The following is a 25,305-nucleotide window of genomic DNA, read 5'->3' as shown; positions in this document are numbered from 1 at the left end:
CTCACCCCCTGCCCTGTTTCGGTACGGAGCCGAACTCGCTGAGCAGCCACAGCAACGGGTCGGTGACCCGGTACGGCTGGATGCCGGTCGACGCCACCTGGAGGTCCGGAGTGGGGGTACGGCCGAGCGCGGAGACACCGAAGTAGCGGTAGCGCGCGTAGTTGTTCTCCAGGGTCTGGTCCAGGGACACGCCGTCCCACTGCTTGAGCAGATGACGGACTTCCTCGTGCGCGTTCAGACTGTCCGCGACATCGAACCTGCCGTGCTGCGGCGGATGGGCCCGCAGCGGGCTTCCGCTGTCCAACTGGTGCCAGAAGGCGTCCATCTTGGAGAACACCACCGCGATCGGGACCTTGACCTTGACGGCCCTTCTTCCCGAGGCCCGCGCCAGCAGCATGCTGGTGATCCGGCTCAGCACCTGCTGGGGCGTGTTGCTGTCGGCGGACGGCATGACCGTGCCCTCCAGCGCCAACTCCTGGGCGCCCCGCATCTGCAGGGGGTCGAGGACGATGATGATCCCGTCCGCGCTGGAGAGGTAACGGGTGTTGAGCTCGACACTCTCACGCGAGTTGAAGTCCTCGCCCGCGGTGTCGAAGAAGGACAGCACGGTGGGCTTGGGGCGGGTGCCCATCAGCCCGTCCCGGTTCACTCCGAACCGGAACACCAGCGGGTCGACCCGGTTGTCCTGGCCCGCGGCCGACTGCGTACCGAGCAGCATCTGGCGGCGCTTGTACAGCTTGTCCTGGTACTCGCTGCCGAAGCGGGTCATCGTCGACTCGTCCGAACCCATCAGTGAGACCCGGAAGTTCTCGCCGACACGGTTCATCAACTCGTGGAGCAGCACCGTCATGAGGACGGTCTTGCCGGAGTTACGGGCTCCGACCATCGCTATGAGCCGGTTGTCCACCATGCCGAACTGCACCGGGAGCAGGCTGTGACACACGGGGCACATGCGGTAGGTCGTCTCACCGCCGCACTGCGGGCAGTCGGCCGTGGGTCTGCGGCCGTCCGCGGTGAAGGCGGGACCGGCCTCCCCGCGGTCGCCCAGCCGGTCGACCCGGACCTGGTCGCGCTCGGCCTTGCAGCGTCGGCCGCTGCGACTCAGCCGGGTGTTGCAGCGGAACTGGATCTCCCGCGCGGTGAAGGTCTCGTAACAGTAGGGACAGGCGAACATCCTGGCCATTCACATCACCTTCAGCCGGTGCAGCGCCGCGGGGCGCAGGTCGATGTCCTCGCCGGGCGGCTGCGCCGGGAAACACACCAGCCACGCGTCACCGCGCGTCCCCTGGCCGGACGGAAACGGGAACTCGACGACGAGGGGGCTGCGCGCCTCGATCTGCTGGGGCGGGACCACGTGGACCACCGTGCCGTCGGCCGGGTGCTCAGGCCGGTACCGGCCACGGCCCAGCACCACGTGCAGCGCAGGCAGCCGACAGGACGTCTCGCTGGTGAACGAGACGGAGGCGACCCTGCCGTACAGGCGGCGCCGGACCCTGGGCTCGTAGCGCACCACCGGAAGCCCGGAGGCCACCTTCAGCGAGGACGGGGGATCGAAGCCGCCCTCCGCGCCCGGGACCATGGCCTCCACCGTGAGGGTCACCCCACCGTGGCCCACCACCAGGTCGAGGCCGCCGTCGTGCTCGTAGACCCGCCGGGAACAACGGACGTCGCCCTCCCTGAGCCTGCCGTCGGCCGGCGCGGAATCCTCCAGCCGCCAGCGCACCCGTGCCATGAGGCTGCCGGGCGGCCACTCCCACAGCAGGAGGAGATGGTCGTCGCGCCGGACCGCCTGCAGCTCCGCCACCGGCACGCCCACCGGATCACCGCCCGGGGACGCGGTGCCGTGCTCCTCCCGGGCAGGGGCGGGACGGTCGTCGGCCTTGCGCGGGGGCGGCACCGAAGCCTCGTCGTCCGCAGGCGGGGCCACCGCGACAGGGTCCGCCGGGTCCTCGGGCCTGCCGGACCCGGCGGTGTGCGGCCGGCCCGTCGCCGCCCCGGCACCGGGCGGCCGGAGCATCCCGTCGGCGGGGCCGACCGGAGCCGGTGCGGCGGGCTCGGGGTCGTCCGCCCCGTGGCCCGCCCCGCTGGTGAACCGGCCGGTGGCGGGGGGTACGAAGCTGCTCCGGGGCTCGGGATCGTCGGCCCCGACGGGTTCCGGATCGGGGCGTGGAGCGGGCGGTTCCGCCTTGCGGCCGGCCGTCTGCTCCCGGGGGCCGGTGGGTCGCGGACCGGTGGGCCGGGCGCCGTGTGACGTCGGCCGGGTGGCGGGCCCGGACTCGATCCGCAGCAGACCGAAGTCCTGGATCATGGCCAGGCCGCGGACCACCGCCAACGCGGGCGTGGTGGACCGCACCGGGAGGTCGAGGCCCTCCGCGAGTGCCTCGGCCGTGCCCGGCGCACCCGAACAGACGCCACCGGCCAGCAGCAGACCCGACGGCCACCGGCCCGTGCGCTGCCGGGCCGCCTCCAGGACATCGGTCAGGGCCTCGCGGGCGCGCGCCCGCTCCGGAGCCAGCACGGCGTCGAGGCGCTCCCGGTCGAAGGTCACCGGGTGGTCGGTCCCGTCCAGCCGGACCGTCTCGGTCACCTCCTCGGCGTTCGCGAGACGCAGCCGGAGCCGCTCGGCGGTCCTCAGCAGGGGCGGGGTCACACGGTCGTACGGCAGCCGGCTCAGCAGTTCCCGGGCCACGGCCTCGTCCCGGGCGGCGCCGCCCAGCGGATGCTCGGCGTGCTCCACCAGCCGGACCGTGCGGTCACTGCCCACGGCCAGGACGGTCAGCCGCAGACCGGCGCCGCCCTGGTCCCAGACCACCACGGTGGAGTCGGTCCCCGCGCGCAGCGCGCCGTGGTGCAGCGCGACGGCCACCGGGTCGGGAACGACCTTGGCGACCCGGAGACCGACGGCCTCGGCGGCGCGCCGCAACGCCATCTCCTGGGCGTCCGACGCCCGGGCCGGCAGGGACAGCGCGACCTGGCGCTCCTCCGGCGCCCCCGCCTCTTCGGCGCGGCGCAACAACTCGGTGAACACCGCGCCCACCAACGCGGCCGCCGAGGTGGGGAAGGCGCCGGGCGGAGCGAGCGCCGGGTCCGCCCCCGCTTCGGTGGCGAACAGCCGCGACCGCAGCGAGAACACGGCCCCGTCGTCGTCGCCCGCGGGCCACGGCCCGGCCGCGGCCACCGCCGGGACCGCCCCGTCGGCCGTGACCGGCTGTCTTTGGCGGTCCAGCCAGGCGATCCGCGCGCAGCCGGCCCCCAGGTCGATGCCGTACACGGTCAGTGTGTCCTTTCCGGGGTGCCGTCGCCGGCCGGCAGCACTCGTCCGACGAGCGGTGCGCCGCGGCCGCCCGGGGCGCCGGCGGAGGCGCCATCGTCGTGGGCCGGTGACACCCGCACCTGTCCGGTCGCCTCGACGCCGACCTCGATCCGGGAACCGGCGGGTGGTGACTGGGACAGCAGATGGGCGACGATCGCGGTGCGCAGCGTTTCGAGCTCGTTGCGGATCTGGCGGCCTCCGTAGGCCCGTTGCTCGGGAAGAGCCATCCGTCCGGTGATCCAGGTGTGGACGCCGGCCCGGTCGAAGACCACCTCGACCTGGTTGCGTTCGTGCGCGGACGTCGCGAGCTGGTCGAGCAGCCGGTCGGTGATGCCGACCACGTGATGGGCCCGCAGCATGTCGAACACCACCACGCCCGGCTTCAGCCGTCCGAAGATCTCCGGACGGCCGATGGCGCGGAACTTGTCCTCCACGGCCTGGGAGAAGTGCTCCCGCAGCCCGCTGTACAGCAGCTCGTTGCCGTTCGCCGCGGCGAGCAGCCCGGACAGCGACTCCGTACCGGTGTTGGAGGTGAAGATGATCAGCGACTGCGAGAAGTAGGCGGTCTGTCCCCGGCCGTCGGTCAGTCGTCCGTCCTCCAGGATCTGCAGGAACTTGTCGAGCACCGCCGGGTGCGCCTTCTCGATCTCGTCGAACAGCAGCACGCTGAAGGGCCGTTCCTGGACCCGTCTGGTCAGCTCGCCGCCCTGGTCGTATCCCACGAATCCCGGTGGAGCCCCCGCCAGCCGCTCGGCCGCGTGCTCCTGCTGGTACTCGCTCATGTCGAAGCGGGCGTACGCGGTCGTGTCGCCGAAGATCAGCTTGGCCACGGCCTTCGCCAGCTCCGTCTTCCCGACGCCCGTCGGTCCGACGAAGAAGAACGATCCGCGCGGCCGGGCCGCCCCCGACTCCCCGAAGTCCAGCCCGACGAACGCGGCCTGGAGCGCCGCGGCCACCGCGTCGACCGCCGTGTCCTGCCCGATCACCGAGGCCTTGAGGGTGTCCGCGGCCCGCGCCATCACCGTACGGTCGAGCTGGGACCACGGATCGATGCTGACGTTCAGCCGGTGTGCCTGCATCAGCCGGTCCGGACGGCCGATCTCGACGCGGCGCAGCTGCGAGGTCCTCGCCAGCGCGTCCAGTTCCCAGCCGGCCATGCCGTCCGTCGCGCCGACGAGCGCCTCCATGTCGTGGCGGGTGGCGGCCTCGTGACCACGGAAGTCCTGCCGCAGCAGGGACAGCCACAGCCTGCGCTCGGCCTGGTTCGGGGGGCCGACCTGGAGACCGGCCACCCGTGGGTCCTCCTGCCAGAACCAGCCGGGCAGCCGGGACAGGTCGCCGACCGCGACCAGCACCGGGTTCCTGGCCCGGCGCCCGGGCGCGGCCGTGCCGGGCGCCACGGCGTCCGCCATCGCGGCGCGCAGCCGCAGATACCCCTGGGCCGACGCCGGGTCGGCCATGGGCAGGGCGTGGTCGACGTCCTCGAAGACGAAGGCGGTGGCGGCCCCGGAGTGGGCGGCCAGGCGCCGCGCCTGGGCCGTCGCGTCCTCCAGCGAGACCAGCCGGCGCGGAGCGCGCGGCTGCAACAGCCCCGCCGCCGCGGACCGGCGGGCGGCGGAGCGGCGGGTGCCGGCCCGGGGCGCGCCGTCGTCCCCGGGGTCCGCCGCCGTGCCGGTGCGGTCCACGTTCGCGGACACCGACGAGTCGCCGTTCGCCGCGGTTCCCGAGGCCGACCAGCCGCCGGACGGTTCCGACGCCCCGGTGCCGGGCGCGGGCGTGGGGGCCGGTGCGGCGGCGTCGGGCGTCGCGTCGGTGCCGGGCAGTCCGGCGACCAGCGCGTCGAACCGCTCCTGGTGGCCGGAGACCGGGAAGGTGAGCCCGTCCACCGGGTCCCACCAGCCCACGACCTCCGCACCACGTCCGACGAGTACGCCGACCATGAGCTCACGGAACGGCACGGGCCTGCCGTCGAACCACCAGCGGTCCCGGATCCGGCCGTTGACCACGACCTGGCGCCCGCGCTCCATCTCCCATCCGAGCGACACGGCCCACAACGGCATCAGCGCATGGGCCGGAGCCGGGCCCTCGGGGGTGGTGCCGTCCGTTCCCCCGTCGGCGCCCGTCACCGTCATCGCCGCCGCTCCGTCCGGGCGGACGGCAGACTTCGTCCCCGGCCACCCGGCGGCTTGCCCTCCCAGAGGAGTTCACCCGGTACGAAGCCTTCGTCGGCCATGACGTCGTGCACCCGTTCGAGCAGGTCCTCGGTGCTGTCGCAGACGGCCTCGGCGCCCTCCGGCACGGCGGACACATCGGCCTCGCCGTCGACGCGGTACGCCAGCACGGGCGCCCCGTCCGCCGCGCTGGCGATGGTGGTGGAGTACAGGGCGCCGTTGGACCGTGCGAAGCGCAGCAGCAGGCCGTCGTCCTGGTCGTCGCCGCCGGTGAAGGTGAATCCCGCGCCGGACATGGCGCTCTGCAGGACGCGGGCGAGTTCGGTGCGCCGTTCGTAGGCGAGCAGCAACTCGTCCAGCGCGCCCTCGGCGCGGGGCAGCAGCTCCTCCAGCGCGGCTACCGCGGCGAGCGCCTCGTCCACCCGCTCGGCGCCCAGGGCGCCGGTCACCGCCGCCAGCGCGGTGCTCAGCTCGTCCGCGAGGGCGGTCGCGGCGAAGTCGGACGCGTCCGCGATCGCTTCGCGCACGGCGGTGGCGATGGTGTCGAGCCGGTCCGCGGCCTCCTCCAGGGACTCGCGGCGGAGCCGTTCCTCCGCGGCGGCGAGCCGCTCCTCCTCCGCGCGCTCCGCTTCCCGCTTCGCCTGCTGGGCGGCCGCCCTCCGCCGGGCCCGTGCCCCGTCCTCGACGGCCGCGGTATGCCGGGCGAGCCGCTGCTCGGCGGTGCCCAACAGCGCCTCGAACCTGGCCGCGCGCCCTTCGTCGAGCGCCGCGCGCAGCTGATCGAGGAGGCCGCCGCAGTCGCGATGGCCCTCGGGGTCGTACTCCGCCGCCCGGGGGCTCAGGTCCGCCAGCCGGAGCCGGAGCGCTTCCAGCAGGTGGTGGGGATCGCCCAGGATGTTCGTGCCGGCCGACCCTGACAGCGCCAAGGCCCGCAGTTGCACCGCGGCGCCGCGCAGCCGCTCGATCTCCTCGTCCACGGCGTCGTCGGTGCCGTGCCGCAGCCGTGTGCGCAGCCGGTCCGTCTCCGATGCGAGCCGGTCCAGGCCGCCGCTCGGACCGCCGCTCGCGCGAATGCCCCGGATCAGCTCCTCCAGTTCCGTGAGCCGCCGCTCCGCCGCCCGTGCGTGTTCCACCCGCACTCCGGTGAGCCGCTTCTCGGTCTCGGCGTGGCGTGCCTCGGCCAGCTCCGCCATCCTGCGCCGGCGGGCCTCCGACCGGGCGGCTTCGCGGCGCTGCCGCTCCGCCGCCCGGGCCGCCTCGCGACGCCGGCGCTCAGCCTCCTGTTGGGCCCGGCGCCGTGCTTCCGCCGCCCGCCGGGCCGCACTGACCGCGACGGTGCTGTACTTCGGTGATCCGCTCATCCGTCCCCCGGAATTGCCCCTGCGTGTGCGCGACGGGTGCCGATTCCTGGACACCCACCCCGTATCCCGCTGCCGCCAGCCGGTCCTCGACGAATGCGCGAAAGTCGGGCACGGCTGGTACTCCGGCCCATGTGAACCGGCCGTCATCGCTCACGGACACTTCGATTCCCGCCCCCGTGTCTGTGAGTGAGGTCACATCATCGTAGCGCTCAGTGAGCACGTGAATACGCTGATTGGATGAACCGCGCCACAGCAGATCCCCGTGCAGGGCGGCGACGTACGGGCCGTCGACGAGGAGGTCGAGCCGGTCGAGCAGGGCCCGCTGGCCCGGTGTGCCGCGCCGCAGTGCCTCGTGGCGGAAGCCGGTGTACGCCATCGCGGAGAAGTCGGGGCGCCGTTCGCGGACCGCGTCGAGCAGGTCCGCGAGCGACTGGGCCTGGCTGAAAGGTTCGCCTCCGGAGAGGGTGACGCCCTCCACCTCGGCCAGACCGGTCAGCCAGTCGGCCAGTTCCGCGACGGTGCGGACCTCGCCGCCCGTGAACGGGAGCGTCTCCGGCGCGACGCAGCCACGGCAGCGCAGGGGGCAGCCCTGCACCCAGATCACCGCACGGAGGTTCGGTCCGAGTGTTCCGCAGCGGTCGAGGACGCGGTTGAGGGTCAGTTCGCCCGGGCGGGAGGCGTCCACCGGACGACGTGCCGCTCCGCGCGGGTGCGCTGTCGGCAGGCGTGGTGTGCCTGTACCTGTACCTGTACCTGTACCTGTACCTGTACCTGTACCTGTACCTGTACCTGTGTCTGATTCTGAGCCTGTTGTCGGGTCCGAGTCGGTCATGGTCGTCTCACCTCGCCGCGTCCAGGCCGGGAATCGGTCGTCCCCAGGCGGTGCCGCCCCGCTCCTGCTGGTCGCACCAGGGGCACCAGGGCCGCTCCACCGTGTGCACATGCCGGTCGTCGCGCCCGCAGACGGTCAGCCGGCCGGGGCGCAGCTCCGCGTGCAGTTCCCGTGCCCAGGCGGCGGCGTCCGGCCGGGAGGCCGGGGTGTCGCGACCGGTGGTGCCGAAGGCCCGGGCGAAGAGGTCGCCGAGCCCTCGGGGCAGCAGGTCCGCCGGTGGAGCGGTCCTCGGCAGGACCACGGAGTCGCGATCGATGAGCCGGCAGCGGCCGTTGCGCACGTTGTCGTCGAGCGAGAAGTACGGGCGGCCGTCGGCCGGACGGCCGTGGAACGGGTGCAGTCCGCCCATCAGCAACTGGTGGATCAGGACGCCGAGGACGAAGCAGTCCGAGGAGCGGTCCGGCAGGGCGTCGCAGTCGATGCACTCGGGGGCGGTGTACCCCGGCGAGCGCATACGGCAGGGGAAGGTCCGCAGGCCGTCGCCGAACTGCAGCGAGTCGATGTCCGCCAGACCTGCCCGGCCCTCGGCGTCGGCCCAGAGGTTGTCCGGCTTGAGATCGCCGACCACATACCCCTCGGCGTGCAGATCCGCGACCAGGTCCGCCAGCGAGGCCGCCGTCCGCAGGGTGGTGGCCCAGGTCGCCTCCGGCAGGGACTCCCGGCGCGCGGTCGGCAGCAGCAGCCGTTCGAAGGGCAGGAACGCCCGGCGCATGTCCCGCATGAGATATCCGGTGACGCCGGTCGAGGTGCTCAGGGTCTCCAGCGGCCAGGCCAGCCGACTCGGCGTGCCGCTCAGCAGCCGTACGGTCCGTGGCTCCCGGCGCTGCCGGACGAGGCTTTGCACGCGCAGCCGGTAGGCGTCGGGTTCGGCCGCCAGCGGCACGAGTTTCGCCACCAGCCCCGGATGGCCGTCGACGGCGTACACCACGCCTTCCGAGCCGCTGCCCACCACCTCGCCGAGCAGCCACTCGCGCCCCGAGGCTGATCTGGTGCGGATCGCCATCGTCACCCCTTCCCGGTCCGGGTGCCGCGGGCGGTGAGCGCGCACAGCACGGTCAGGTCGTCACCGCTGCGTCCGGCCCCGGGGCTGGACAGCAGGGCGCGCAGCGGTTCCGCGTCACCGCCGTTGTCCCGCAGGGCGGCCGCCAGTTCGACGAAGAACCGGGCGGAGGGCAACGGCCCGGCGGCGGGCGGCAGTCCCCGCACCTCCGGGTGGTCCAGCGTCAGCGGTACGCAGCCGTCGGTGGCCAGTACGACGCCGCTGAGGTCGGGATCCCACAGGGCGAACGACCGCACTCGCCGGCGCGCCCCGGGTGAGGAGAGGAAGACGGGGGAGTGCCGTTCGGCGGGTGGCGGGAGGACCAGATGGCAGCGTTCCCGCGGGTCGTCGCCGTCCATGGTCAGAACGGTGCCGAAGCAGTCGCCGACACAGAGGAACGCGGCCCAGGGAGGATTCACGACCGCCGCGGCCAGGGTCGCCGCGAACTCCTCCTCGGGGCACGGGAGATGAGCACCGCCACGGCACGGGTCGTCGTCCTCCGCCGTTCCACGGCGCGCCGCCACGGGCAGGGCGCGGGCGGTGCGCAGCCAGGTGTCCACGACCTCCTGCGCCCGGTCGCTGATCCACTCGGTCCACACGGCGCCGCCCATGTCGCCGCTCGGCGGCTCCCGGGCGAGGACCCGGCAGGCGATGTCGACGGCGAGATGGGCCCCCAGCGCACTGCGGTCGCGGCTGCCGGCACCGTCGGCGACGGCGAGGACGACGGCCTCGCCGTCCTCGCACCGGGCGGACTTCAGGGCGTCCTGGCAGCCGATTCCCGCGGCGAGGTGGTCGGTACCCTGCACCAGGGCCCCCGACACCAGCAGCCCCGGGCGGTCGTCCCTCACCGGTACTCCTCTTCCAGATCGCTCATGGCCTTGCGCAGCGCGGCCTGCCGGGCGACCTCGCGGTGCACCTCCTCGGCCGTGCCGATCGAACTGACCCGGTCGGAACTGCGCAGCAGGAACCGCAGGATCTCGGTGAAGTCGAGGCCTTGCAGCATGAACGTGGCGCCCGGCGCCAGTACTTCGAGGATCCGGCGGTCGGCCCCCTGGACGCCGATCGTGAGGAAGACACAGCCGTCGGCGGGCGGAGCCGCCTCCGCCGCGCGCAACCGCTCGGCGAGCGGGGCCAGTTCGGCCGCGTCCAGGGGCCGGCCCCACTCGTCGCTGGGCGCGCCGTCGGTCAGCAGCCAGATCAACGGCCGGAGCACGGACACCCGTCGGGCCTCCAGCGCCCTGCAGCGCTCCGCGACGATCCGCAGGGCGAATTCCAGCGCGGGGGCCAGACAGGTGTAGCCCTCCGCCGTGAGCGGGGGCGGGGACAGCCGGTCCACCGGCACGAAGACCCGGTCCGGGTCGGCCTGTTCGGGGGCGACGAGGGCGGAGGTGCCCGCGTCGTACACACGGACCTGGGTGCCGAAGGCGATCAGACAGGTCTCCACCCGCGCGCGCAGCCGGGCCTGGGAGCGGACGCTCTCGAACAGGGTGGTGAGCGCCGTGTTGACCTGGGCGATGCGGGGGCTCGCCTCGGGGCGGGCCATGGAGCCGGAGGTGTCGAGGAGGATGACGACCGGCTGCCGTTCGTCGAGCCCGGACGCGAACCCGATGTCGTAGTCCGTGGTCATACGGTCTCCGACCGCTCGGCGTCCCGCATGACCAGGCGTCCGCGCTCGGGGTCGAAGGCCAGTCGCACCCGCAGTCCGGGCACCGCCTCGACGTCGGCCGGAAGGGCGCGCAACAGGACGCCCTCGACCAGGACATAGGCGTCGGGTGCGGGCCATGTGACCACGCGTCCCACCGAACCGTGGGCGGCCGACCATAACTCCGTCACGTGCTGATCAACCTCTCCCCGCACACAGACCGACCGGATCGCCACCGAGTGTAGTTGCGTGAAAGCACATTGTCGCAGAAATCCTTTGGTGTGGGGGCGCGTCCGGTGCGCGCGCGCCCGCCGCGCTCTGCTTCAATGAGGGGGACATGATCGGACAGTTTCTGAGGTTTGCCGTCGTCGGGGTCGTCAACACCGCGGTGTACTACGGCTTTTACCTCTCACTCCTGGTGGCCCTTCCCTATCTGGCCGCCCATCTCCTGGCGTTCGGCGCGGCCACGGTCGTTTCGTTCTTCCTCAACGCGCGCTTCACGTACCGGACCCGACCCACCTGGCGGAAATTTGTGCGCTTCCCGTTGGCGACCGCCACCAACTTGGTGGTCTCCACGGTCGCCCTCAACGTTCTGGTGGAGATGTGCCACAGCGGGTCCCGGACCGCGGCGCTGCTCGCCTCCGCGGTGGCGGTACCGTTCACCTACCTCGCCAGCCGAGCGATCTTGCTCCCGTCCGTGACGCCGGACCCGACCCGCACAGGCACCCGAGTCGAAGAAGAGGAAGGGGCACGATGAACCGGGTGGCGGTGCTCTCGGCCGGATCGTGGGGCACGGCGTTCGCGGTGGTGCTCGCCGACGCCGGCAACGAGGTCGTCCTGCACGGCCGCAGGCGCGAGCTCGTCGACGTGATCAACGCTCGCCGCGAGAACCCCGCCTATCTGCCCGGCGTCGCCCTGCCCCCGTCCCTGCACGCCACCACCGACCCCGCCGAGGCTCTCGTCGGCGCCGACCTGGTGTTCCTGTCGATCCCCGCCCAGACACTCCGCGACAGTCTCGCGACCTGGTCCCCGCTCATCGAACCCCACGCCCTGGCGGTCAGCCTCATGAAGGGCGTCGAGACCCGTTCCGGCCTGCGTATGAGCCAGGTGATCACTCAGGTCGCCGGTATCCCCGCAGAGCGCGTCGCGGTCGTCTCCGGCCCGAACCTCGCCCGGGAGGTCGCCGAGCGCCGGCCCGCGGCCTCCGTGATCGCCTGCTGTGACGAGACCGCCGCCGAGAAGATCCAGACCGCCTGCCACACCGGTTACTTCCGGCCCTACACGGCCACCGACGTCGTCGGCTGCGAACTGGGCGGCGCCGTCAAGAACGTGATCGCTCTGGCCGTGGGACTCGCGGCAGGCATGGGGTTCGGCGACAACGCGAAGGCACTGCTCATCACTCGGGGACTCGCCGAGACCGCCCGACTCGGCACTCTCCTCGGCGCCGACCCGCTCACGTTCTCCGGACTCGCGGGCGCGGGCGACCTCATGGCCACGTGCTCCTCACCGCTCTCGCGCAACAGAACCTTCGGCGAGCATCTCGGCCGCGGTCTGACGATCGCCGAGGCGACCACGGCCACCGGCCAGACCGCGGAGGGCGTGGAATCCTGCCGGGCGATCCTCGACCTGGCCCGCGACCACGGTGCGGAAATGCCCATCACCGAGGTCGTCGCATCCGTCATCGACGGGAAGACCACCGTCAAGGAGGCGGTCGGCACGCTGATGGCGCGCACGCCCAAGCCCGAGCGGTACGGCATCCGACCATGACGGTCGCCCCGCCGCCGTGCGGGGCAACTCGTCGTACGCGCCCCGTGTGACCACCCCGCGCCGGCGGGAACGCCGCCGCGCGGACCGGTTCCTGTGTCAGTCGCGCCCGGTGCCCCGGTAGAGGTCCAGCTCACCTTCCAGCTCGACGGCGAGGACGGTGGCGTACTCGTCGAGGTCTGCCGCGGCCGGGGCGTCGATCCAGGTCACTCCCGGGACGGCGTCGAGGCCGCCGGTGACGTGGTGGCCGAGTTCGGTGCCGGTGCCCAGGACCGTGACGCGCTTGACCTCGTTGCGCAGGCCGCGCAGCGAGACATTGTCACGAGGGGCGTCGAAGCAGACCAGATACAGCGTGCGCCGGTCGGCGGACAGGGTGCTGGGACCGTAGTGGTGCCCGGCGGGCAGCCCGGCGACCGTCCCGTACACCGCGTCCGTGTGCCGCCCGATCCACGCGCCGAGCCCCTCCAGGCGTTCGATCTGCTCCTCGGGGATGGTCCCGTCCTCGCGGGGTCCGGCGCCGAGCAGCAGATTGCCGCCCATGCCGATCGTCTCGGTGAAGTAGCGCACCAGCTGGCGCACCGACTTGAAGTCGCGGTCCTGCGGCCGGTAGCTCCACGAGTCGTTGATCGTCAGGCACAGCTCCCACGGGCCGTCCGGGGCCTGCAGCGGGGTGCCCTGCTCGGGGGTGGCGTAGTCGCCGTGGCTGAGCATCCGGGCGTTCAGGACGGCTTCGGGGTTGCCCGCGAGGATCAGGTCGGCGAGCTCGTCCATCCGCCACTGCTCCTCGGTGCGCTCCCACTCGCCGTCGAACCAGAGCAGATCGGGGCGGAAGCGGTCCATGAGTTCGCCGACCTGGCCGTCGCGGTAGGCGAGATAGCGCTCCCAGGCCGCCGGGTCCTCCTTGCCGGGCTCGGCGTGCGAGTAGGGGCTCGGCGGTTCGCCCGGCCGGACGTGCCGGATGCTGGGGTAGTCGGGGTGGTTCCAGTCGGAGTGCGAGTAGTAGAGGCCGACCTTCAGGCCCCGCTCGCGCAGCGCGTCGACGAAGCCGGTGACCAGGTCGCGGCCGGCCGGGGTGTCCCGGACGACGTCGAGATTGCGGTGGTCGGTGTCCCAGAGGGCGACGCCGTCGTGGTGCTTGGTGGTGAGGACCGCGTACCGGGCGCCGATGCGGGCGAACAGCTCGGCCCAGGCGTCCGGATCGTACTTCGACGCGGTGAAGCCTGTGAGCTGATTCATGTATTGCTCGTGGGTCATCTCGCCCGTGTAGAACGACCAGGACTCGGCCGCTCCGCCCACGGCGTAGACACCGTAGTGAATGAAGACGCCCAGCTTGGCGTCGGGAAACCAGGGTTGCATCGGCATGGGCCCACGCTAGGCGGCGGGGTCCGCCGGGCGCGTGGGCGCCGGTCACCATTACTGGTCCGTTTTCACCATGCTCTCCGCAGGCCGGGCGTTCGCCCGGCGGGTTCGAGGAATGTCCCGGCGCGGGGTGGGTACGCGCGACAGGACCCACCCCCGGGGCGCTCCCGCCCCGGGCGACCCGTCCGCCACAACCTGGGATCTGCCATGGACACACCCTTGAACAACCACCACCCCCTGCCCCCCTCCGCCACACCGGCCCAGCAGGCGCTCACCACCCTCGCCGAGAACACCGAGAACGGCGCGAAGGCGACGGCCCTCGACACGCTGGCCGACAGCGAGGTGCTGATCCCCGTGCCGGACGACGCGAACGAGGAGGACCTGCGCGACCCCACCGCCGTGGCGCTGCCCGTCCTGGACCAGCCGGACGGCGAGCAGGTCGTGCCGGTGTTCACCTCGGAGCGGGAGATGACCGGGCTGCTGCCGTTCGTCTCCCGCTACCGTCTCGTTCCGCTGGGCGCGCTCGCCTCCCAGTGGCCCTCGGGCGAGCTGTCCCTCACCATCGACGCGAGTTCGCCGCATTGCCTGACGCTCACCTCCGAGGGCGTACGCACCCTGCTGGCCCGGCCGCAGGCGTGATCCCCACGTGGGCCGCCCGGGCCGGATCGGCCGCATCGGCCGGTGCGGTACCGCGGCCGCGGCCGTGGCCGTGGCCTACAGGCTCTTGCCCGGATTGAGGATCCCCCGCGGGTCGAACGCCTCCTTCAGCCGGCGCTGCAACGCGTGCGCCGCGGGCCCCAGCTCGTCCGCCACCCACTGCCGCTTCAGGATCCCCACCCCGTGCTCGCCCGTCAGCGTGCCGCCCAGCCGCAGGGCCAGCGCGAAGATCTCGCCCGCCGCCTCCCAGGCCGCGTCGGGAAGTCCGGGCAGGGACGGATCCACGACGATGATCGGGTGGAGGTTCCCGTCCGCCGCGTGCGCGACGGTGAAGACGGGCACGTCATGGCGTACGGAGAGGGCGCGGATCTCCCGGACCGCCTCCGCCAGCCGGGAGCGGGGCACCGCGATGTCCTCGATCAGCGGACGGCCGAGGCGCTCCAGCGCGGGCAGCGCGAGGCGGCGGGCGGTGAGCAGGGCCGCCGCCTCCGCCGGATCCTCCGTCGTCTCGACCGAGGTGGCCAGGGGCGCGAGCAGCCGGGCGACGGCCCGCGCCTCGATCGCCGCCCGCCGTCGCCCCGCCGGACAGACCGGTGCCGGCGCCGCGCGGGACCACCGGCACCCGCAGCGCGTGCGCGTGCCGCAGGGTGACCGTCACGTCCTCGGTCCGCCGGGCGTGCACCACCGCCAGGGGAAGGCCGTCGGGCCGGGTTCCGGAGCGGTCGGTGGCGTACCCGGCGAGCGCGACCGGGTCCGTGGTCAGCCGGTCGGGCGGCAGATCACGGGCGAGCAGCCCCAGGAGCCGGGCGGACGCGGTGGTGGACGGCGCGGCGGCCGACGCGCGCAGGGTGGGACGGGACACGGAATCTCCAGGGGACGCGAGCGGGGATCAGGCGGCCCGGGTGGTCGCGGCGCGGTGGGCGAGCTCCTGCCGGACCAGCGGGAGGATGTGACGGGCGTAGTCGATCGCGTCGTTGAGCGGGTCGTAGCCGCGGATCGACAGCAGGTCGCAGCCGATGTCGACGTAGTCGAGCAGCGCCTGGGCGACGGTCTCCGGGGTGCCGACCAGCGCGGTCGAGGCGCCCGCGGCGTTGGTGGCGGCGGCGGGGGCGGTCCACAGGCAGCGGTCGTGGACCTCGCCGCGCTCGGCGATGTCGAGCAGCCGCTGCGAGCCGACGTTCGCCGGGCGGCCCGTGGTGCGGTAGTGGCGCAGCAACTCGGTGTTCTTCGCCTGGTCCTTGAGGACGCCGAGGGTGCGGTGGGCCTTCTCCCAGGCCAGTTCCTCGGTGGGCGCGATGATCGGGCGGAACGACACCCAGATACGGGGATGAGGGCGCCCGGCGGCCTCCGCGACCGAGTTGACGGCGGCGATCTGCTCCGCCGTCTCCTTCAACGGCTCGCCCCACAGCCCGAAGATGTCGCCCTGCTGCCCGCCGACCCGATAGGCGTCCTGCGAGGAGCCGCCCACGGACACCGGGACCAGCCCGTGCACCGGCTTCACATCGGAGTGGTAGCCCTCGAACCTGTAGTACTTGCCCTCGTGCGAGACGGGCCCCTCGGCCTGCCACACCTTCCGCAGAATCTGGATGTACTCGTCCGAACGCTCGTACCTCTCCGCCTTGTTGAGGTAGTCGCCCTCCCGGCGCTGCTCCTCGTCGCTGCCGCCGGAGATGATGTGCAGCGACAGCCGGCCGTCGCTGATCCGGTCCAGGGTGGCCAGGGCCCGGGCCGCGTGCGTCGGGAAGATCACGCCGGGCCGGTGGGCGAGGATCGGGCGGATGCGTTCGGTGTGGGTGGCGACGAACTGCGCGACCTGGAAGGCGTCGGGCGAGGCCGAGTGATAGGCGACCAGGGTGTGGTCGAAGCCGCCGTCGTCGAGAGCCCGGGCGTACGTGCGCAGATGGTCGACGTCGAGGCCGGTACGGCTCGCGGCGGCGGGTCCGGAGGCGCCGGAGTCGGTGTGGACGGCGCTGATGAACTCGACAGGCATGAGCAACTCCTAAGGAGTGAGGGTCACTTGAGCAGGGAGGTGTCGGTGGCCTTGGCCACGTCCACGTTCGGGTCGAGAACCCCGATGCTGTTCATGAGGTCGGCCACGCCCTGGACGGTCGTGTTGACGTCCGACGTGATCGGCAGCACCTGGCTGTACGCGGCCGAGGCGAGCGTCTTCGCCACCGTGGCGTCGGCGCCGTTGCGCTCCTCGATGGCCTTCGCGTACGCGTCCTGATGGGTGCTGGTCCACTTCAACGCCGTGCTCAGCCGCTGCAGGAAGTCGCTCAGGGCGGTCTTCTTCGCGGAGTCCGCGAGGGCCTTGTCGGAGGCGTTGACGAAACCGATGCCGCTGACCCGGCCGTCCCCGCCGTCGACGAGAAGCTTGCCGCCCTGCTCCAGGCCGACGGCCTGGTAGACACCGAAGGTCGCCCAGATCTTGATCTTCCCGGAGGAGAAGGCGGCCTGCGCGTCGGTCGGCAGCAGGTACTGCACCTTGACGTCCTTGTAGCTGAGCCCGTTCTGCTTGAGGACGTTGGCCAGCAGATACTCCGCGACGCTGCCCTTCGCCGAGGACACCACGACCTTCTGACCCTTGAGGTCCTTCACGCTGTCGATGCCGGAGTCCTTGCCGACGACGATCCCGACGTGCGTGCCGTCGTTCTTCAGAGCGGCGACGTTCTTGATCTTGACACCACCGCTGAGCGCCTGGAGCGCGGGCAGGTCGGCGGAGAACCCGGTGTCGGCGGCGTCCGCCTGTACGGCCTGGTAGAGCGGGGCCGCGCCCTGGAACTCGGCCCATTTCACCTTGTACTTGGCACCCTTGAGCGCGTCCGATGCGGCGATGATCGTCTGGAGCGTCTTGGCCTGGTCGCCGATGGTGAGGGTGACCTGCTTACCGGCGGAGGTGTCCGCCGAGGAGTCGGCGCCGCAGGCGCTCAACGCCAGCAGGGCGGTCATGCTCAGGGTGGCGGCGGCGATTCTGCGGATCACGAGGGGGTTCCTTCCAGGGTGCGGGTCACGCCGAGCCAGGTCAGGAGGCGGGCGCGCAGGGTCACGAACTCCGGGGCGGTCAGGTCACGAGGGCGGGGCAGGTCGACGGTCAACTCGTGGGCGATGCGGCCCTCGTCCATCACCAGCACCTGGTCGGCGAGCAGCAGCGCCTCCTCCACGTCATGGGTGACCAGGAGGATCGCGCAGCCGTGCCGCTGCCACAGCTCGGCGACCAGCTGCTGCACCCGCTGCCGGGTCCGCTTCCGCATCGACCGCTCGGCCCGCCTCGTCGAGGCCGTGGAACGCGGCAGCGTCGACGTCGCGGTGTACGTCACCGAGGCAGCCGCCACCGAGGGCACCCCCGTCGGCGGACTGCCGCTCACCTGGCACGCCACGCCCGGCTGGGCGCCGCCCGCCGCACCCGCCCCGGTCCCGCTGGTGGCCATCGAGGACCCGTGCGCGATCCGCCGCCGGGCCATCGCCACCCTCGCCGCGCACGGCGTCGCGGCCACCGTGGTCGGCGACGCCGGCTACCTCGCGGGCGTCCTCGACATCGCCCGCACCGGCCAGGGAGTGGCCCTGCTCGCCGCCGTCGGACCCGCCCCGGACGGCCTCAGCCCCTACGACGGGCTGCCCCCGGTCACCCCGATCCCCATGAGCGCGCTGTCCCGTCCCGGCGCGGACCCGGCGACCGTCACGGCCGCCTTCGACGCCGTACGGGACCTACTGCGCTGAACCGCCGTACGGGATCCACCGTGCCGAGCCGCCGTACGGAAGGTGCCGCGCGGACGAGGCCGGGGCCGGGCGTGACAATGACCGCATGAATTGGATCTCGGGCGTGGCCGGCGGCCTGCTCCTGCTGCTGGTGTTCGCCAGCATCCTGCGCACCCTCGTGGTACCCCGCGGGCTGTACTCCTCGATGGTGATCCGCTGGTGGCGCGCGCTCCGGCTGCTGCTGCGCCTGGCCGCCCCCGACGGCAGCTACCGCGCCATCGACCGCGCACAGACCTGGCTGGCCCCGCTCATGCTGATCGGCATGCTCGTGAGCTGGCTCGGCGGCGCCCTGATCGGCTTCGGACTGCTGCTGCACGCCATCTCCTCGCTGAGCTGGACCCAATCGGTCCGGGAGGCGGGTTCCAGCCTGTTCACCCTCGGCTTCGCCAGCGGCGACCGACTGCACCTGTCCGTGGTGGACTTCATCGCGGCCGTCACCGGACCGGTGGTGATCGCGCTCCAGATCTCCTACCTGCCCACCCTGTACGCCGCCTACAACCGCCGCGAGCTGGAGGTGACCCTGCTCCAGTCGCGCGCGGGCGAGCCCGCCTGGGGACCGGAGATCCTGGCCCGGCAGTGGCTGGTCGACACCGAGACCGCGCTGCCGGAGCTGTACCGGTCCTGGGAGCGGCTCGCCTCGGACATCGGCGAGAGCCACTCCACGTATCCGATCCTGCTGGCCTTCCGCTCACCGCGGCCCTACCGCAGCTGGATCGTCGGCCTGGTCGCCGTCATGGACGCGGCCGCCATGCAGCTCTCCCTCACCCCGAGCAGCGCCCCGCCCGAGGCCCGGCTGATGCTGCGCGCGGGCTTCACCGCACTGCGCGACATCGCCCGCTCCCTCCGTTTCGCGTACGACACCGACCCCGCCCCCGACATCCCGATCCAGCTGTCCTTCGTGGAGTTCGAAGCGGCCGTCGCGATGGTGGAGGCGGCCGGCTTCCCCGCCGAGCGGACGGCCGAGCAGGCGTGGCCGCACTTCCACGGCTGGCGGGTCAACTACGAGACGATCGCCTTCGAGTTGTGCCGACGCGGCGACGCCGTCCCCGCGCTGTGGACCGGGCCGCGGGACTTCTCCACGGCACCGATCCCGCCGGCCCGGCCCGCGGACCGGCGCCCGGGCGAAGGCGGTCCGGAACTACCCCCGGCCGCGGCGTAGTCCGGGCCGTGGTGAGGGAAAGATGCTCCGGGAAGGTCGGACGCGGAGGGTGGGGGTTGACGTGAAAGTCGTCCTGCTGGGTACGGCCGCCGGTGGCGGCTTCCCGCAGTGGAACTGCGCGTGCGCGCTCTGCGGGGCGGCCCGCGACGGAAAACTGCCCGCGCGCACGCAGGAGTCCGTCGCCGTCAGCGGCAACTCCCGCGACTGGTGGCTGCTCAACGCCTCACCCGACATCCGTACGCAACTGACCACCACTCCCGCGCTCGCGCCCGGGCCGGGACCACGGGACACACCGGTACGGGGCGTGCTGCTGACCGACGCCGAGGCCGACCACGTCACGGGGCTGGCCGTGCTGCGCGGCGGCGCGGGACTCAAGGTCTACGCCGCGCCGACCGTCCTCGCCACGCTGGCCCCGCTGCGGCCCATGCTCGACCGTTATGCCCCCTGGGAGTGGGCGGACAGCCTGACCGAGGGCGGATTCGTCCTGTCCGGCGGCCTGGTCGTCACCGCGCACCCCGTCGGCCGCAAGGCCCCGAAGTACGTCGCCGGTCCCGCCCGGGACGACCGCTGGGTGACCGCGTACCGGATCGAGGACCTGGCCGGCGGCGGAACGCTCCTGTACGCGCCGTGTCTGGGCGCCTGGACCCCGGCGCTGGACGAACTGCTCGCCACGGCGGACTGCGCGCTGCTCGACGGCACGTTCTACGAGGCCGACGAGATGGGTACGGCCGTGCGCTCGCGGGGTGGGCGGCAGGCCGCGATGGGGCATCTTCCGGTGGCGGGCGCGGGCGGCAGCCTGGCCGCCCTCGCCCGACATCCCCGGCCGCGGCGGATCTACACCCACCTCAACAACACCAACCCGTTGCTCGACCCGGCCTCGGACGCCCGGGCACGGGTGAGCGGGGCCGGGGTGGAAGTACTCCCGGACGGGGCGGAGTTCGTGGTGTAGAGACGGTCTTCCGTGCGAAGCGGGTGGTGCTAGGCGGCCAACATACGGGCGAGGACGGCGCGTTGCAGGGGGCGCACCTCGGTATGCAGGTCGCGTCCCTTCTGGGTGAGCACGACCCACACACCGCGCCGGTCCTCCAGACAGACCGTCCGTTCCAGCAGGCCGTCCTTCTCCAGCCGGCTGATCAGGCGGGACAGGGCACTCTGGCTCAGATGGACGCGGTCGGCGATGTTCTGCACCCGGCAGTGCTCGCCCGTCCGCGCGAGCTCGCCCGAGGCGAGGACGTCCAGCACCTCGAAGTCGCTGGCGCCGAGGCCGTGCGGATGCAGCGCGCGGTCGATCTCGCACATCGTGCGCGCGTGCACCGACAGGATGTCCCGCCACTGGTCCTCAAGCCGGGTCTCACCCGCCGTGTTCACTGCCATATCTGCACGGTAACAGAGGTGGAGCGGTTTGTTGAGCGTGCAACTAGTGCATTTGCATCGACTTGCCGGGGCTACTCGCCCCGGGGGTCCTGGAGAAGCCCGACGAGGTTCCCGTCCGCGTCCTTGACCGAGGCGATCAGCCTGCCGCCGCCCACGTCCTGGACGTCCTGCAGCGGCTCGGCCCCGGCTTCCAGCAGGGCCGCCAGCGTCGCCCGGATGTCGTCGACGTGCCAGTACGGGACCGGTCCGGTCATCCCCTTGGCGTGGCCGTTGGGGTCGAGACCGACGTCCTGACCGGCGTCCTTGAATCCGACGTAGTACGCGGCGTCCGCGTACGGCTCCGTCCCGAGCAACGCGCTGAACAGGGCCTTCGCCCGCGCGAGGTCCTTGACGGGGTAGACGATGGTCTTCAGCCCTGCGGTCATGGTGACTCCTCCGTGGTGGTTTCCGGTGCTCACCACGCTAGGGCGGAGGAGTGCCGGGAGGCTTCTCGAATCCTGACCGGTTGGGGGCCAGTCCCCCCGACGGGACACGGCGGGGCGTGGCTCAGGTCGAGTCGCGCCGCACCAGTTCCGTCGGCAGGATCACCGCCGCCGGGTCCTCGCCCCCGATCTGCGCGAGCAGGACGCGGACCATCTCGCTGCTGATGCGGTCGTACGGCTGCCGGATGGTGGTGAGGGCGGGGGTTGCCGAGATCGCGGCGGTGGAGTCGTCGAAGCCGCCGACCGCGACGTCCTCCGGGACCCGGCGGCCCGCCTTGTGCAGAGCGGTGAGTGCGCCCTGTGCCATGAGGTCGGAGGCGACGAAGACGGCGTCCATGTCCGGGACACGCTCCAGGAGCAGCTCCGCGCCCGCCTCACCGCTGGCCCGGCTGTAGTCGCCGGAGGCGACGAGCCGGTCGTCGGCCTCCATGCCCGCCTCGGCGAGCACTTCGCGATAGCCCGCGAGCCGCTCGACACCGCCCGGGGTGTCGAGCGGGCCGGTGACCATGCCGATGCGGCGGCGGCCCAGGGAGACCAGGTGCTTGACCATGTCCCGGGCGCCGTCGCGGTCGTCCGCGGCGACGTAACTCACCTTGGAGCCGAGCCCGATGGGCTTGCCGCAGGCGACCAGCGGGACGCCCGCCTCGCGCAGCTGCTCGGCGACCGGATCGCCGGAGTGGCTGGAGACCAGCAGTACTCCGTCGACATGGCCCGCGGTGATGTACCGCGTGATGCGCCGCCGCTCGTCCTCGGTGCCGGCGAGCATCAGCAGGAGGGGAATGTCGTGCGCGGCGAGTGCTTGTGTGCAGCCGCGCAGCAGGACGTTGAAGTTCGGGTCCTCGAAGAACCGCTCCTGCGGTTCGGTGAGCAGGAAGCCGATCGAGTCGGAGCGGCCGGTGATCAGCGAGCGGGCGTGCCGGTTCACGACGTAGCCCGTTCTGCGGATGGCGGCGTTGACCGCCTCCTGCGCCGCCGGGCTCACGTAGTGCCCGCCATTGAGTACCCGCGACACCGTGCCCCGGGACACGCCCGCCTCCCGCGCGACGTCATGGATCGTCGGCGGTCTGCGCCGGCCCCCCGCGTTGGTCATGGTCACGACTTTACGGCTCCCGAGAGCAGATCGAGGCTCCAGAACCGCTGGATGACCAGGAAGAGAGCGATGAGCGGAACGATCGCGAGCAGCGCGCCGGTGATCACCAGCGTGTACAGCGCCGGGGTGTTGGAGCCCTGTTCGAGCAGTGTGAACAGACCCAGCGTGATCGGGAACTTCTCGTCGTCGCTGAGCATGATGTACGGCAGCAGGAAGTTGTTCCACACGGCGACGAACTGGAAGAGGAACACCGTCACCAGCCCGGGCACCATCATCGGCAGCGCGATCCGGGTGAAGATCCGCCACTCGCTCGCCCCGTCCATCCGGCCGGCCTCGACCACGTCACCGGGCACGGCCGCGGCGGCGTAGATCCGGGCGAGATAGACCCCGTACGGGGACAGGACGAGGGGCAGCAGCACGGACGCGTAGGAGTCCGTGAGGTCCGCCTTGGCCAGCAGCAGGTACTGCGGGATCGCCAGGATCACCGGCGGCATCAGCACACCCGCCATCAGGACGCTGAAGACGGTCTCGCGGCCCCGGAAGCGGTAGATCGCGAGCGCGTACCCACTGAGCGCGGAGACGGCCGTCGACAGGAGGGCGCCGAGGCCCGCGTAGAGGGCGGAGTTGCCCATCCACTTCCAGTAGATCCCGTCGCGGTAGGCGTTGAGGTCCTTGACGTTCTGCGTGAAGCCGGAGCCCGGCAGGAAGGTGAAGGTCGAGAACAGCTCGCGGCCCGACTTGGTGGCCGCGATCACCACCCACGCGACCGGCAGCAGACAGTAGAGCGCGCCGAGCAGCAGCGTCAGGGTGGGCACGAAGGCGATACGGCGGCGCAGCGGCGGGCCCTGGGCGGTGCCGGGGGTGGTACCCGCGGCCGGTGCGGCCTTGCGTACGGCAAGAGAACTCATCGTGCTTCCTCCTGCTTGTTACGGGAGTTCGCGGCCCGCAGGAAGCCGAAGGACAGGACGAGGGTGACGACGGCGATGATCGCCGCCTCCGCGGCGGCCGAGTAGATGTCGCCCTTGCGGAAGGCGTCCTGGTACACCTTCATCAGCGGACTCCAGGTCGTGGAGACGGAGTTGGTGAGGGGTTTGAGGGTGGTCGGCTCGCTGAACACCTGGAGTGTCGCGATGATCGAGAAGAAGAAGGTGAGGACCAGTGAGGGCGCCACCATCGGGATCTTGATCTTCAGCGCGATCTGCAGGGGCGTGGCGCCGTCCAGCTTCGCCGCCTCGTACACCTCGGCCGGGATGGCCTGCAGCGAGGTGTAGATGACGATCATGTTGAAGCCGGTGCCGCCCCAGACCGCGATGTTGGACAGCGCGAGATACAGCGGGCCGCCGTCCAGCAGGTTCGGCTGCGGCATCCCCAGCTTGTCGAGGACGAAGTAGAAGGGGCTGACGTCGGGGAGGTACAGGAAGCCCCACAGCAGCGCGGCGACGACGCCGGGGATGGCGTACGGCAGGAAGATCGCGAGCCGGGTGAAGGGGGTCAGGCGCACCTTGTCCGTGTCCAGCATCAGCGCGAACAGCAGCGCGAGGCCCAGCATCACCGGGATCACGATGGCGCCGTAGCCCACCACGCGCACCGCGCCGCTCAGCAGCTCGGAGTCGGAGAGGGCGTCCTTGTAGTTCTCCAGCCCCGCCCAGACCTCCTTGCGGGCGCCCGAGCCCAGGCCCAGGCCCTTGACCTGCACCTTGTGCAGGCTCAGCCAGAGCGCGTAGCCGATGGGCAGCGCGAAGAAGAGGGCGAAGAGGATGGTCGCGGGGAGGAGGAAGGCGTACGGGGCCCCCTTGACCCCGTACGACCTCCGACGTGCCGTCGTCACGGAGCGACCCCGAAGCCCTGCTTCTTGAGGTCGGCGACGGTGTCGTCCTGCATCTTCTTCAGGGCGACGGTGAAGTCCGACTTGTCCTTGGCGGCGGCGCCGAAGGCGTCGTTGAAGGTCGTGTAGGCGACGTTCACGTTCGGGCCCCAGGCGGAGGGCGCCGTGGTCTTGGCGATCTCCGCGGCCTTCGGGTAGAAGTCCGCCTGGTTGGAGAAGAACGCCGGCGGCTGGGAGAAGGCGTCACTGGTCTGCGCGGTGGTGGCGGCCGGGTAGATACCGCCCTCCTTCGCCAGCGCGGCCACCGCCTGCGGGTCCGTGTTCAGCCAGGTGGCGAACTTCGCGGCGGCCGCCTTGTGCTGCGAGTCCGTGGTGACGGCGGTCGAGGAGCCGCCCCAGCTGCCGGTGACGCCCGGGTTGTCCGACCACTGCGGCAGCGGGGCCATCGCCCACTTGCCCTTGGTGTCGGGGGCCGCGGTGGTGAGGGTGCCGGGCGCCCAGACCGCGCTGACCCAGGCGATCTGCTTGCCGGTGTTCAGCGCCTTGTTCCAGGACGGTGTGTACATCGGCTGGTTGTCGATCGCGCCCTCCTTGACGAGGCCGCCCCAGAACGTGGCGACCTTCTCCGTCGCCGCGTCGTCGATGCCGACCTTCCACTTGTCGCCCGAGGCCGTCCACCACTTGGCGCCGGCCTGCTGGGCGAGACCCGCGAAGAGCCCGGAGTCGTTGGCGGAGAAGGTGGTCAGGTCCTTGTCCGGGGCCTTCTTCTTGAGCGCGCGGGCGGTCTCGGCGAACTGCTCCCAGGTCGTGGGAACGGTCAGGCCGTACTTCTTGAAGAGGTCCTCGCGGTAGTAGAACATCATCGGCCCGATGTCCTGCGGGATCGCGTACACCGAGTCCGAGCCCAGCGTCGTCTGCTGCCAGACACCGTCGGCGAACTTGCTCTTCGCGTCCTTCGACTCGCCCGCTATGTCGGCGAGCGCGTCATTGCTGACCAGGGTCGGCAGCGCCTGGTACTCGGCCTGGACCAGGTCCGGGGCCTTCTTCGCCTTGTGCGCGGTGAGGATCTTGGTGACCAGCGTGTCGCCCGACGCCTGCTTCTTCACCGTGACCGTGATCTTCTGCTGCTTGCCCGGCCCCTTGTTCCAGAGGTCGGCCACCTTGTCCATGCCCGGAGTCCAGGTCCAGTACGTCAGGGACGCCGGACCCGACTCGGACGAGCTCTTGTCGTCCGACGAGCCGCAGGCGGCGAGTGCGGTGCCGCCGAGCGTGACGGCGATGGAGGTGGCCACGAGGCGACGCAGCTTCGTGTTTGGCATGGATCTTTCTCCCCTGACCTGGGTCCCCGCCTGCTGCGGCGACCGTGCCATGCTTCTGTGAGCGTTCACAGTAGAGAAACATCCCGGACACTTGTCAATGGT

General features: G+C 71.9%; 25 protein-coding genes and 1 pseudogene. 6 read left to right on the top strand and 20 right to left on the bottom strand.

Annotated features, from left to right (window positions below; translation table 11 throughout):
* Window position 1: 1 nt before the first annotated feature.
* The 9 genes from RV986_RS06215 to RV986_RS06175 all read right to left on the bottom strand — a co-directional run bounded on the left by RV986_RS06215 (window position 2) and on the right by RV986_RS06175 (window position 10,609).
* A complete protein-coding gene (locus tag RV986_RS06215; protein WP_475916413.1) occupies window positions 2–1,183 on the bottom strand; it encodes a TRAFAC clade GTPase domain-containing protein in 1,182 nt (393 codons plus the stop codon).
* On the bottom strand, window positions 1,184–3,271 hold the full coding sequence (locus RV986_RS06210; RefSeq protein ID WP_475916412.1) for an Hsp70 family protein: 2,088 nt from the start codon (window positions 3,269–3,271) through the stop codon (window positions 1,184–1,186). It abuts the gene before it with no gap.
* 2 nt (window positions 3,272–3,273) lie between these two features.
* Complete coding sequence (locus RV986_RS06205) at window positions 3,274–5,445, bottom strand: AAA family ATPase (RefSeq protein WP_475916411.1); 2,172 nt, start codon at window positions 5,443–5,445, stop codon at window positions 3,274–3,276.
* Window positions 5,442–6,845 carry a hypothetical protein gene (locus tag RV986_RS06200; protein ID WP_475916410.1) on the bottom strand — a complete coding sequence of 468 codons (1,404 nt, stop codon included), beginning with the start codon at window positions 6,843–6,845 and terminating at the stop codon, window positions 5,442–5,444. The genes RV986_RS06205 and RV986_RS06200 overlap by 4 nt, the downstream gene beginning before the upstream one ends.
* On the bottom strand, window positions 6,757–7,530 hold the full coding sequence (locus RV986_RS06195; RefSeq protein ID WP_475916409.1) for a 4Fe-4S single cluster domain-containing protein: 774 nt from the start codon (window positions 7,528–7,530) through the stop codon (window positions 6,757–6,759). The genes RV986_RS06200 and RV986_RS06195 overlap by 89 nt, the downstream gene beginning before the upstream one ends.
* Before the next feature lie 154 nt (window positions 7,531–7,684).
* Complete coding sequence (locus tag RV986_RS06190; protein WP_475916408.1) at window positions 7,685–8,740, bottom strand: protein kinase domain-containing protein; 1,056 nt, start codon at window positions 8,738–8,740, stop codon at window positions 7,685–7,687.
* 2 nt (window positions 8,741–8,742) lie between these two features.
* Window positions 8,743–9,624, bottom strand: coding sequence for a protein phosphatase 2C domain-containing protein (locus tag RV986_RS06185; protein WP_475916407.1), 882 nt, complete (start codon window positions 9,622–9,624; stop codon window positions 8,743–8,745).
* Window positions 9,621–10,403 (bottom strand): vWA domain-containing protein, encoded by a 783-nt coding sequence (locus RV986_RS06180; protein WP_475916406.1) that lies wholly within the window; start codon window positions 10,401–10,403, stop codon window positions 9,621–9,623. Before RV986_RS06180 ends, RV986_RS06185 begins: the two co-directional genes overlap by 4 nt.
* Window positions 10,400–10,609 carry a hypothetical protein gene (locus tag RV986_RS06175; protein WP_475916405.1) on the bottom strand — a complete coding sequence of 70 codons (210 nt, stop codon included), beginning with the start codon at window positions 10,607–10,609 and terminating at the stop codon, window positions 10,400–10,402. Before RV986_RS06175 ends, RV986_RS06180 begins: the two co-directional genes overlap by 4 nt.
* Before the next feature lie 146 nt (window positions 10,610–10,755).
* On the opposite strand from RV986_RS06175, the gene RV986_RS06170 reads away from it, so the two are divergent.
* Together RV986_RS06170 and RV986_RS06165 are read left to right on the top strand one after the other, a co-directional pair.
* Entirely contained in the window at window positions 10,756–11,175 is a 420-nt protein-coding gene (locus RV986_RS06170; protein ID WP_475916404.1) for a GtrA family protein, read from the top strand.
* The gene (locus RV986_RS06165) at window positions 11,172–12,185 is read left to right on the top strand and encodes an NAD(P)H-dependent glycerol-3-phosphate dehydrogenase (protein ID WP_475916403.1); all 1,014 of its coding nucleotides are present in this window, start codon (window positions 11,172–11,174) and stop codon (window positions 12,183–12,185) included. Before RV986_RS06170 ends, RV986_RS06165 begins: the two co-directional genes overlap by 4 nt.
* A gap of 96 nt (window positions 12,186–12,281) precedes the next feature.
* On the opposite strand, the gene RV986_RS06160 is transcribed toward RV986_RS06165, so the two are convergent.
* A complete protein-coding gene (locus RV986_RS06160) occupies window positions 12,282–13,544 on the bottom strand; it encodes an alpha-L-fucosidase (protein WP_475916402.1) in 1,263 nt (420 codons plus the stop codon).
* Between the two features lie 204 nt (window positions 13,545–13,748).
* Here RV986_RS06160 and RV986_RS06155 point away from each other — a divergent pair, with 204 nt between their 5' ends.
* Window positions 13,749–14,180 carry an SseB family protein gene (locus RV986_RS06155; protein WP_475916401.1) on the top strand — a complete coding sequence of 144 codons (432 nt, stop codon included), beginning with the start codon at window positions 13,749–13,751 and terminating at the stop codon, window positions 14,178–14,180.
* Between the two features lie 75 nt (window positions 14,181–14,255).
* Here RV986_RS06155 and RV986_RS06150 read toward each other — a convergent pair whose 3' ends face one another.
* The 4 genes and pseudogenes from RV986_RS06150 to RV986_RS06135 form a co-directional block, all read right to left on the bottom strand.
* Window positions 14,256–14,723, bottom strand: coding sequence for an FAD-linked oxidase C-terminal domain-containing protein (locus RV986_RS06150; protein WP_475924189.1), 468 nt, complete (start codon window positions 14,721–14,723; stop codon window positions 14,256–14,258).
* A 364-nt stretch (window positions 14,724–15,087) separates the two neighbouring features.
* Window positions 15,088–16,188 (bottom strand): LLM class flavin-dependent oxidoreductase, encoded by a 1,101-nt coding sequence (locus RV986_RS06145; RefSeq protein WP_475916400.1) that lies wholly within the window; start codon window positions 16,186–16,188, stop codon window positions 15,088–15,090.
* A gap of 23 nt (window positions 16,189–16,211) precedes the next feature.
* The gene (locus RV986_RS06140) at window positions 16,212–17,180 is read right to left on the bottom strand and encodes an ABC transporter substrate-binding protein (protein ID WP_475916399.1); all 969 of its coding nucleotides are present in this window, start codon (window positions 17,178–17,180) and stop codon (window positions 16,212–16,214) included.
* Window positions 17,177–17,437, bottom strand: a pseudogene (locus RV986_RS06135) (sulfonate ABC transporter ATP-binding protein); the annotation flags it as partial. The gene RV986_RS06140 and the pseudogene RV986_RS06135, both read right to left, overlap by 4 nt.
* A gap of 40 nt (window positions 17,438–17,477) precedes the next feature.
* On the opposite strand from RV986_RS06135, the gene RV986_RS06130 reads away from it, so the two are divergent.
* From RV986_RS06130 to pqqB, 3 genes are all read left to right on the top strand, one after another.
* Window positions 17,478–17,915, top strand: a complete 438-nt coding sequence (locus RV986_RS06130) for a type 2 periplasmic-binding domain-containing protein (RefSeq protein WP_475916398.1) — start codon at window positions 17,478–17,480, stop codon at window positions 17,913–17,915.
* Between the two features lie 85 nt (window positions 17,916–18,000).
* Window positions 18,001–19,113 (top strand): hypothetical protein, encoded by a 1,113-nt coding sequence (locus RV986_RS06125; RefSeq protein ID WP_475916397.1) that lies wholly within the window; start codon window positions 18,001–18,003, stop codon window positions 19,111–19,113.
* Between the two features lie 61 nt (window positions 19,114–19,174).
* Window positions 19,175–20,062 (top strand): pyrroloquinoline quinone biosynthesis protein PqqB, encoded by an 888-nt coding sequence (gene pqqB, locus RV986_RS06120; protein WP_475916396.1) that lies wholly within the window; start codon window positions 19,175–19,177, stop codon window positions 20,060–20,062.
* Window positions 20,063–20,091: 29 nt separating this feature from the next.
* Here the strand turns inward: pqqB and RV986_RS06115 are convergent, their stop codons facing one another.
* The 6 genes from RV986_RS06115 to RV986_RS06090 all read right to left on the bottom strand — a co-directional run bounded on the left by RV986_RS06115 (window position 20,092) and on the right by RV986_RS06090 (window position 25,203).
* Window positions 20,092–20,487, bottom strand: a complete 396-nt coding sequence (locus RV986_RS06115) for a MarR family winged helix-turn-helix transcriptional regulator (protein ID WP_475916395.1) — start codon at window positions 20,485–20,487, stop codon at window positions 20,092–20,094.
* A gap of 71 nt (window positions 20,488–20,558) precedes the next feature.
* Entirely contained in the window at window positions 20,559–20,912 is a 354-nt protein-coding gene (locus RV986_RS06110) for a VOC family protein (RefSeq protein ID WP_475916394.1), read from the bottom strand.
* 121 nt (window positions 20,913–21,033) lie between these two features.
* On the bottom strand, window positions 21,034–22,065 hold the full coding sequence (locus RV986_RS06105) for a LacI family DNA-binding transcriptional regulator (protein WP_475916393.1): 1,032 nt from the start codon (window positions 22,063–22,065) through the stop codon (window positions 21,034–21,036).
* Window positions 22,062–22,967 (bottom strand): carbohydrate ABC transporter permease, encoded by a 906-nt coding sequence (locus RV986_RS06100; protein ID WP_475916392.1) that lies wholly within the window; start codon window positions 22,965–22,967, stop codon window positions 22,062–22,064. The genes RV986_RS06105 and RV986_RS06100 overlap by 4 nt, the downstream gene beginning before the upstream one ends.
* Window positions 22,964–23,887, bottom strand: coding sequence for a carbohydrate ABC transporter permease (locus tag RV986_RS06095; protein WP_475916391.1), 924 nt, complete (start codon window positions 23,885–23,887; stop codon window positions 22,964–22,966). The genes RV986_RS06100 and RV986_RS06095 overlap by 4 nt, the downstream gene beginning before the upstream one ends.
* Window positions 23,884–25,203 (bottom strand): extracellular solute-binding protein, encoded by a 1,320-nt coding sequence (locus RV986_RS06090; RefSeq protein WP_475916390.1) that lies wholly within the window; start codon window positions 25,201–25,203, stop codon window positions 23,884–23,886. Before RV986_RS06090 ends, RV986_RS06095 begins: the two co-directional genes overlap by 4 nt.
* Window positions 25,204–25,305: the final 102 nt, after the last annotated feature.

It is taken from the genome of Streptomyces sp. RLA012, assembly GCF_056270325.1.
Note: the sequence above shows the minus strand (reverse complement) of the source record. Positions and strands in the feature narration are given on the sequence as shown.

What these genes read in the sequence shown, in the direction of transcription:
- RV986_RS06115 (WP_475916395.1), bottom strand. Translation starts at nt 20,487, where the DNA reads ATGGCAGTGAACACGGCGGGTGAGACCCGGCTTGAGGACCAGTGGCGG.
- RV986_RS06110 (WP_475916394.1), bottom strand. Translation starts at nt 20,912, where the DNA reads ATGACCGCAGGGCTGAAGACCATCGTCTACCCCGTCAAGGACCTCGCG.
- RV986_RS06160 (WP_475916402.1), bottom strand. Translation starts at nt 13,544, where the DNA reads ATGCCGATGCAACCCTGGTTTCCCGACGCCAAGCTGGGCGTCTTCATT.
- RV986_RS06145 (WP_475916400.1), bottom strand. Translation starts at nt 16,188, where the DNA reads ATGCCTGTCGAGTTCATCAGCGCCGTCCACACCGACTCCGGCGCCTCC.
- RV986_RS06165 (WP_475916403.1), top strand. Translation starts at nt 11,172, where the DNA reads ATGAACCGGGTGGCGGTGCTCTCGGCCGGATCGTGGGGCACGGCGTTC.
- RV986_RS06125 (WP_475916397.1), top strand. Translation starts at nt 18,001, where the DNA reads ATGAATTGGATCTCGGGCGTGGCCGGCGGCCTGCTCCTGCTGCTGGTG.
- RV986_RS06155 (WP_475916401.1), top strand. Translation starts at nt 13,749, where the DNA reads ATGGACACACCCTTGAACAACCACCACCCCCTGCCCCCCTCCGCCACA.
- RV986_RS06170 (WP_475916404.1), top strand. Translation starts at nt 10,756, where the DNA reads ATGATCGGACAGTTTCTGAGGTTTGCCGTCGTCGGGGTCGTCAACACC.
- RV986_RS06090 (WP_475916390.1), bottom strand. Translation starts at nt 25,203, where the DNA reads ATGCCAAACACGAAGCTGCGTCGCCTCGTGGCCACCTCCATCGCCGTC.
- RV986_RS06200 (WP_475916410.1), bottom strand. Translation starts at nt 6,845, where the DNA reads ATGAGCGGATCACCGAAGTACAGCACCGTCGCGGTCAGTGCGGCCCGG.
- RV986_RS06205 (WP_475916411.1), bottom strand. Translation starts at nt 5,445, where the DNA reads ATGACGGTGACGGGCGCCGACGGGGGAACGGACGGCACCACCCCCGAG.
- RV986_RS06180 (WP_475916406.1), bottom strand. Translation starts at nt 10,403, where the DNA reads ATGACCACGGACTACGACATCGGGTTCGCGTCCGGGCTCGACGAACGG.
- RV986_RS06100 (WP_475916392.1), bottom strand. Translation starts at nt 22,967, where the DNA reads ATGAGTTCTCTTGCCGTACGCAAGGCCGCACCGGCCGCGGGTACCACC.
- RV986_RS06215 (WP_475916413.1), bottom strand. Translation starts at nt 1,183, where the DNA reads ATGGCCAGGATGTTCGCCTGTCCCTACTGTTACGAGACCTTCACCGCG.
- RV986_RS06190 (WP_475916408.1), bottom strand. Translation starts at nt 8,740, where the DNA reads ATGGCGATCCGCACCAGATCAGCCTCGGGGCGCGAGTGGCTGCTCGGC.